General features: G+C 52.4%; 7 protein-coding genes and 1 rRNA gene. 1 reads left to right on the forward strand and 7 read right to left on the reverse strand.

Annotated elements, in window-relative coordinates:
* Positions 1-340: 340 nt before the first annotated feature.
* From LBQ97_04845 to LBQ97_04855, 3 genes are all read right to left on the reverse strand, one after another.
* Positions 341-1,438 carry an MBL fold metallo-hydrolase gene (locus tag LBQ97_04845; protein ID MDR1832045.1) on the reverse strand — a complete coding sequence of 366 codons (1,098 nt, stop codon included), beginning with the start codon at positions 1,436-1,438 and terminating at the stop codon, positions 341-343.
* A 14-nt stretch (positions 1,439-1,452) separates the two neighbouring features.
* Positions 1,453-2,409, reverse strand: a complete 957-nt coding sequence (locus tag LBQ97_04850) for a DUF362 domain-containing protein (protein ID MDR1832046.1) — start codon at positions 2,407-2,409, stop codon at positions 1,453-1,455.
* A gap of 185 nt (positions 2,410-2,594) precedes the next feature.
* Complete coding sequence (locus tag LBQ97_04855; GenBank protein ID MDR1832047.1) at positions 2,595-3,413, reverse strand: DUF3108 domain-containing protein; 819 nt, start codon at positions 3,411-3,413, stop codon at positions 2,595-2,597.
* A gap of 157 nt (positions 3,414-3,570) precedes the next feature.
* On the opposite strand from LBQ97_04855, the gene LBQ97_04860 reads away from it, so the two are divergent.
* Positions 3,571-3,981, forward strand: a complete 411-nt coding sequence (locus LBQ97_04860) for a hypothetical protein (protein MDR1832048.1) — start codon at positions 3,571-3,573, stop codon at positions 3,979-3,981.
* 89 nt (positions 3,982-4,070) lie between these two features.
* Here the strand turns inward: LBQ97_04860 and LBQ97_04865 are convergent, their stop codons facing one another.
* The 4 genes from LBQ97_04865 to rrf all read right to left on the reverse strand — a co-directional run.
* Positions 4,071-4,628: a gamma carbonic anhydrase family protein gene (locus LBQ97_04865; GenBank protein ID MDR1832049.1), complete on the reverse strand. Its 558-nt coding sequence runs from the start codon at positions 4,626-4,628 to the stop codon at positions 4,071-4,073.
* 34 nt (positions 4,629-4,662) lie between these two features.
* Positions 4,663-6,117: a hypothetical protein gene (locus LBQ97_04870; protein ID MDR1832050.1), complete on the reverse strand. Its 1,455-nt coding sequence runs from the start codon at positions 6,115-6,117 to the stop codon at positions 4,663-4,665.
* A 9-nt stretch (positions 6,118-6,126) separates the two neighbouring features.
* Complete coding sequence (locus LBQ97_04875; protein ID MDR1832051.1) at positions 6,127-6,345, reverse strand: hypothetical protein; 219 nt, start codon at positions 6,343-6,345, stop codon at positions 6,127-6,129.
* Between the two features lie 75 nt (positions 6,346-6,420).
* Positions 6,421-6,529: ribosomal RNA gene (gene rrf / locus LBQ97_04880) — 5S ribosomal RNA — on the reverse strand; the annotation flags it as partial.

Below are 6,529 nucleotides of genomic sequence, written 5' to 3' on the forward strand. Positions count from 1 at the left end.
GATGAGGCTGGTTTATCCAGCCTTATTCTATATCAAGGGGGAAGAATCCGAACTTTAAAACAATGCCGCATCATCACCATGGGCTGCATTTTCAAAGATGTTTCCGATTACAAATGCCTATAAACAGAAAATTTATAATACCAAAAATTTATTTTTTCAGACCGTTTTGGAACCGTATATCAAAAATAATCTGAAAGATATTATTGCCAAAGCGCAAAGCTACTTAAGCAGGTATGAATCCGGAGAGCGTCCGTTATACGCTGTCGATATAGAAGCTATTATGCGAACGCTAAACCTGATACCTTGAAATCCCAACCCTTTTCCCTTCGCGCAAGATTTTTTATTTCACATTCTCCCACCACTTTTGAAATGTCTGCCCCCGATCACCGATTCGGACCACTTCCCCGATCATGGGCGTGATCAGCGGCAAATTCTCTTTTTCAGCGTTTTCCGCGATTTTATCGAGAGGCTCCCGCCACGTATGGGTCGAGAGGATATACTTGGAATTGTGCACGGTAAATAAGCGGGTCGCATCGATGTCTTTCGCCGCCTTGACCAGGTCTTCGGGCAGCATGTGGATATAGCGCCAATCCGGGTTGTACTGCCCGTTTTCGAGGATCGCCAGATCGATTTTTCCGTATTTTTCTCTGATCTTCGCAAAATGCCCGTCATAGCCGCTGTCTCCGCTGATATAGATTTTTTTTGCCGGGGTTTCGATGATCCAGCCCACCCAGAGGCTCTTGTTCCGGGTAAATTTGCGGCCCGAAAAATGCCGCGCGGGCAGGCAGTCAATGGTGAAATCTTCCGTGAAGGCGCTTTTTTCGTTCCAATCGAGCTCCACGATTTTTTCCTCCGGGAATCCCCAATACGCCAAATGTTCCCCCACGCCGAGACCGCAAACCACTTTTCCGATCCGGTCTTTAAGGGCTTTCATGGCCTTGTAGTCCAGATGATCCCAGTGATCATGGGTAATCAGGAGATAATCGATGTCCGGGAAATCTTCGGGCTTGTAGATTTCCGTCCCGGGAAAAGCCATATTGAAAAAGGAAAGCGGGGCCCCCTCAAAGAGAACGGGATCCACTAAAATCCGCTTTCCGTTCAATTGCAAATAAAGAGAGGAATGCCCGAGCCAGACGAGGACGTCCGCCTTGGGATCAAGGGCCTTCAGATCGGTTTTGACCGAGGGAATCGCGCTTTTGGGGCGCAGATTCTTCCGGCTGGAAAAAAGAAATTTCAGCATGGATCTGATCGGCGGCCGCTTCACCGCCATGACCGGCGTGGGCGTCTCGTTGTGAAAAACGCCGTCCCGATAATTGGGGGATTTTTCGATCCGGGCGAGACGCTCTCCCAGGGGGAGCCGCCCGAATTTCGGATGACGCAAAAAGACACAGCCCGAGCCCGCAAGAACAAGAAGCAACAGGAAAAAGAAAAATGCCATACGCTTAACCTTCCTCATTTGTCCAGCCTTACGAGCTCATAGTCGAGAGAACCCAGCCCGATGGCCGCGCCGTGGTTCAGCGTGTGGACGCCGTTCCGGGATTCCATGCGCTCTATCAGGGATTTGCCGTCGGGGGCCGCGTAAACGAGATCGACGCAGGCCTTGTCAAGGGCCACGGGATCGAGAGACGAAAGGACGCCGATATCGTGCATATCGGGTTCTTCGGGACTGGAATCGCAGTCGCAATCCACGGAAAGCCGGTTCATGACGCTGATGTAAATAATCTTCTCTTTGCGATCGTCGGCGACCGCCTTGGCCGCTTCGGCCATGGATTCGAGAAACTGGTCGTGCGTCCCGCCGGACCAGCCGCTCTTTGTCTTTCCTGCCGAATGGATCCACAATTTTCCGGCAGCGGAGGCGAGGCCGATGGACATATTCTTGACGGCGCCGCCGAAGCCGCCCATGGCGTGGCCCTTGAAGTGGGAGAGGATCACGTAGAAATCGTAATTTCGAAAATGAGAGCCCACAAAATCCTCTTTGAGATTTTTGCCGCCTTTGACCGGAAGGCTGATTTCTCCTTCCTCATCGAGGATATCGACGGGAGCGATGGCTGTAAAGCCGTGATCCTTCGCGACCTGCTTGTGATGTGCGGCGCTTGCTCTTTGGCTGCCGTAGGCGGTATTGCATTCGACAAGGGTCCCCTTGATCCCCTGCACAAGGTCCTTGATCAGGGCCGGCTGCAGAAAATTGTGTCCGCCGGGCTCCCCCGTACTGATTTTTACGGCGACCCGTCCGGAAGCCTTGACGCCAAGGGCCTCATAGACCGCCACAAGTCCCTTGGGGCTGATGTCTTTCGTAAAATATACTTTCGGCTTGGCCGCCTTCGGGGCCGCTTCCGTTTTTTTCGGGAGAATGCCCGAAAGGACAATAAAGAGCAGCAAAACTACGGTTGAAGTTTGCGTGAGTTTCATGGGGCCTCCTTTTAATTTGAGATTTTGTCTTGCGGCTGTTCCCGGCCTGACTACTACTGATCAGGCCGCGAAAATTTCTTATGTTATACTATCACATGGAGTTGACTCCAAGTCAAGAGTTTTTTGGAAAATTTCATCGCGAGTTATGTTGAGGATCCCGATGATCAGGGGGAAGAAGGGGATATCTATTGAGGGAGGCGCCCCGCCTGATAGCTCTCGAGCTCTATGGAAAATGAGCCGTATTTGACCTTGGTCTTCATTTTGACCGGGATCTGCGTCGCGTCTTTGGCGATCCACATCTCAAGCCTCGCGTCTTTCACTTCCGTTGAAACGCCGGTAAATCCCGCGAGATCAGACTGAATATACCAGGTCGGCACTTTCCCGAATTTTTTTGTTTTGAGCCGCGTCTCTTTGGCCACAAGGGCGGTCCCGTCGATGATCCGCTTGCCGTCGGTGAGGCTGCAACGAATCAGGGCCCCGGGCCCGAGGGCTTGATTTCTGAAGAAATAAAAGAAAGACAGGGGGTCGAAGGTATCTTTGGCAAGCGGCAACTCCCCTCTCCGCTTTTCGTCTTTGTAATAAGTCAAGGTCTTTTTTCCCCAGTCAAAATCGATTTTTTCGCTCTTTTTGGGCTTTTTCCCTTTTTGGTTTTCCTGGCGGTAGGAAAGCGCCCGGGTCAGCTTCGGATCGGTCCTTGAGACGATTTCCTGCCTGAAGCTGTAGATTTTCCCCGCAAGAGCGGCGGTCTTGATTTCGACCTGAAACTGATAATCCTTTGATTTGGCCATGGGCCTCACTTCCATGGTTACGGTCCCGATACGGATGCCGTTCCAGTAAGCCCGATAGGAGACCTTTTCCCCGAAGTCGAAGGACCCGCCGAAAGCCCGGAAGACCGGGATAAAACATAAGACCAGGATCAGTTTTCTGAACAATTTTTTCCCCCTTGGCGCGCGTCTATCCGCGTTTTTTTGGCTTTTCGCCGGAATTCCCCCAAAGTATAGCATAAAAATATGTCTCCGGAAAGACCGCGGCGGCGATTTCTCTTGAAAAATCAGACCATGGGAGAATCGGACGGGAATCAGACAGGAAGGCGTTTTCAGGTTTCCCTTGACAAATTTCCACGCCCGGCTTATAATGGGAGAACAAAAAGGGGGGCGCGCCATGGAAGACAGCCGGAAAATTCTGATCAAAAAAATACTGTGGCTCCTTATGAAGCTCGCGCTGACTGCACTCAGCTGTTCGATGGGCTTTTACGCGTTTTTGGTCATCATGCTGGGAACCACCATTCCAGGCCCGCTTTTGATCTATGAACTGCTGCTGTTTTTGCTGGCGCTCGGCGCGACCTTCCCCCTTTACGCGGCCTTTGTGTTTTTCGTCAATGAAAAAAATCCCGTGGACTCCCTGACAGCCGGGCAGATCCGGGACATTTACGGGGGAAAAATCAAGAACTGGAAGGAAGTCGGCGGACCCGACATCCCACAGGGTCAACACGACCATGAACGGGAGCTATCCCCTGACCGGCTCGCTTTACGCCGTGACCTGGGCCGGGAACCCCAATCCCAATGTGGATAGATTCATCGCGTGGATCATTTCCGGCGAAGGCCGGTATATCATAGAAAAGACCGGATATACGCCCCTCGATTGAGGGGATTTTTGTCGGCTCAGGATTTCGTGCCCCTCTCGATTTCGTCGGGATTCGGATGGACCGGCGTCAGTTCTTCCCGATAATAGGCGAGACGCTCCAGATACTCGTCATTGGCGTATTTCAAGAGCTTCAAATGGCTTTTTTCGAGGGCTTTGATGACTTTAGCGGGATTTCCTGCGATCAGGGAGCGGGGTTCGGCCTTGAGTTTGGGCCCGACGACGGCGCCTGCGGCTACGAGACATTCGGCGGGAATGACGCTGTCGCTCAAGATGATTGCGCCCATGCCGATCAGGCAATTGTCTCCGATCGTGCAGCCGTGAATAATGCAATTATGTCCGATGGTGACATTGTCTCCGATCTCGCAGGATTTTTCCTTTTCCACGTGAACGACGGTATTATCCTGAATATTGCTGTTTTCCCCGATCACGACGGGGGCCGCGTCTCCGCGAACGACGGCGTTAAACCAGATGCTGACGTTGTCGCCGGTCGTGACGCTGCCGATCAGTTGCGCGCCCGGCAGGATGTAGTTGTTTTTTCCCAGTTTGGGTTTGTTTCTTCTGACTTGATATTGCATGTTTCCGCTCCTTTATGGGGTTGAATTTGTTTCCCTAAAACTCAATTTTCGAAAAGACCTCCTCATAGAGATCATCCCGTATGGCGTTCAGGATATCCTCCGAAATCACCGCTTCCACGCTGGTTGTCCCGACGCCCAGTTTTTCGTAGGGATCGGGGGCCTTGGCGGTGTAATTCCGCTTGAAGATCGGCTTGTCGACGCCTTTCCACTCGGTCACTTTCAGCTCAGTAAAGTCCGTGTAGTCCCTTGTCAACAGCGGCCTGTCGACGCCCGCCTTTGTGGCCGTGATTGTGAGGTCTTTGTCATAGTAGACGGCTTGACTGCGCGTGCCTTTTTGCTCGTCCACATAGGTGTAGGTCCCGGAATCCCTGCGCTTGACCGACAATTCCAGCACGAGCCCCGCTTCGGCGGGGTCTTTTGTAAAATAGAGATTGCCGAGGGTTTTCTGCTTCAGGAATCGGAGAATTTTTGTCAGTTGCCAGAAAAATTGCGGGTCCTGAAAGGCGTTGTCCTGCTTAAAATGAAACACGACGGTCCTTTTTTGCGGGTTTTGCCCGAGTCTTCTCTCCTCCCCGGCAAATTCCTCTTCGGTCATAAAATCCGCGTTTAACAAGTATTTGCAGCGTTTGGCATAATCCGGGGCATCCTTGTAATCCCCCAAAAGTCCAAAAATCCTGTGATGGAGCTCCGCCCAACCTTCGGGGTCGGAACCGGGGACGGCGTCCCATTTCCTGAGCGTGGCGTCATTGAATGCCCCGTCGGTGAAAATTCTTGCAGCCGCTTCATAGAGCGCGTCGTTCTCCCGTTTTTGTAGCGGAAATTCTTTCACCAAATCCAAGATTTCGCGGACGGGCGCATATGAAGCGCCATCCCGGTAGCCTTTATCCAGGATACGCAGCATGAAATCCCGCGTTCCTTTCACATAAAGCGCCTGTCCGGCTTCGTCCAAATATTCCCCCCCAAGGGCAATCCAACGAAGCGCGTCGCCTTTGATCGACCGCGACCAGGTCCGGAGCGGATCGACGTCGGCGGCTGTTTCTTCGGCGATAATGGCCGCCGCTCTTGACATCAACGTCCTTTTGTGGGCGTCGTCGAGGCTTTCCCAAACTTCGGGAAACGTCTCGAAGGGCCTGTGCCGCCAGTTGTCCCAATAACCCCGGGCGAGGATTTCCACAAGGGTATCTTGCGCCCTTTCCGGCGCGTCGCGATATTCCCCCGCTTTGTCGAGCTCCTCAAAGGCCGTTCGGAGTTCAAACTCCGCGGGCAGCGTCGTGGTCCTGTCCAGCACGCCCCGGAGCTTTTCCATGCCATGGCAATAAGCGGCGATCGGTCGGGCGTCTTTGTAGTCCTTCAGTTCAATCGCTGTTTTTCGGGCGGTCTTGTACTGCCCCGCCTCCATGGCCGCAAGGGCTTTTTTGTAGTCGTCGCTGCGGCAGGATACCAGGATCAAGGCGAGTAGGGTGAGTATTGCGGCTTTGAGGGGTTTCATGGGGGCTCCTCATTTTTTCATGTAATAACCCATGATGCTGAAAATGACAAACAGGCCGAACAAGCCGATTCCGATCCGGTTGAGAATCCGTATCCACAGATACTGCTTGTCGGAGACAAAGTCCTTTGTCCGCGTGTTGATGTGCTTGAGTTTGCAGTAAATGGGGATGAAGGCCGCGATTGCGACCGACAATAGAAATGCGGCTTTGGCGAGTATATTCATGGTCAAGTTTATCCTCCCTGAAATTTTCCTTTCTCTAACATTATACACCAATTTCCTTGGAAAGCGCAAGAAATAAAAAAAGCTTGGCAAGTTCCTGTCATCCCGGGAGGCTGCCCTCCAAGTACTTTCAGCGTTTACGGACTTAACTGCCGGGTTCGGAATGGATCCGGGTGTACCTCCGTAGCTATGC

Source organism: Fusobacteriaceae bacterium (assembly GCA_031272775.1).
Taxonomy (GTDB): domain Bacteria; phylum Fusobacteriota; class Fusobacteriia; order Fusobacteriales; family Fusobacteriaceae; genus JAISST01.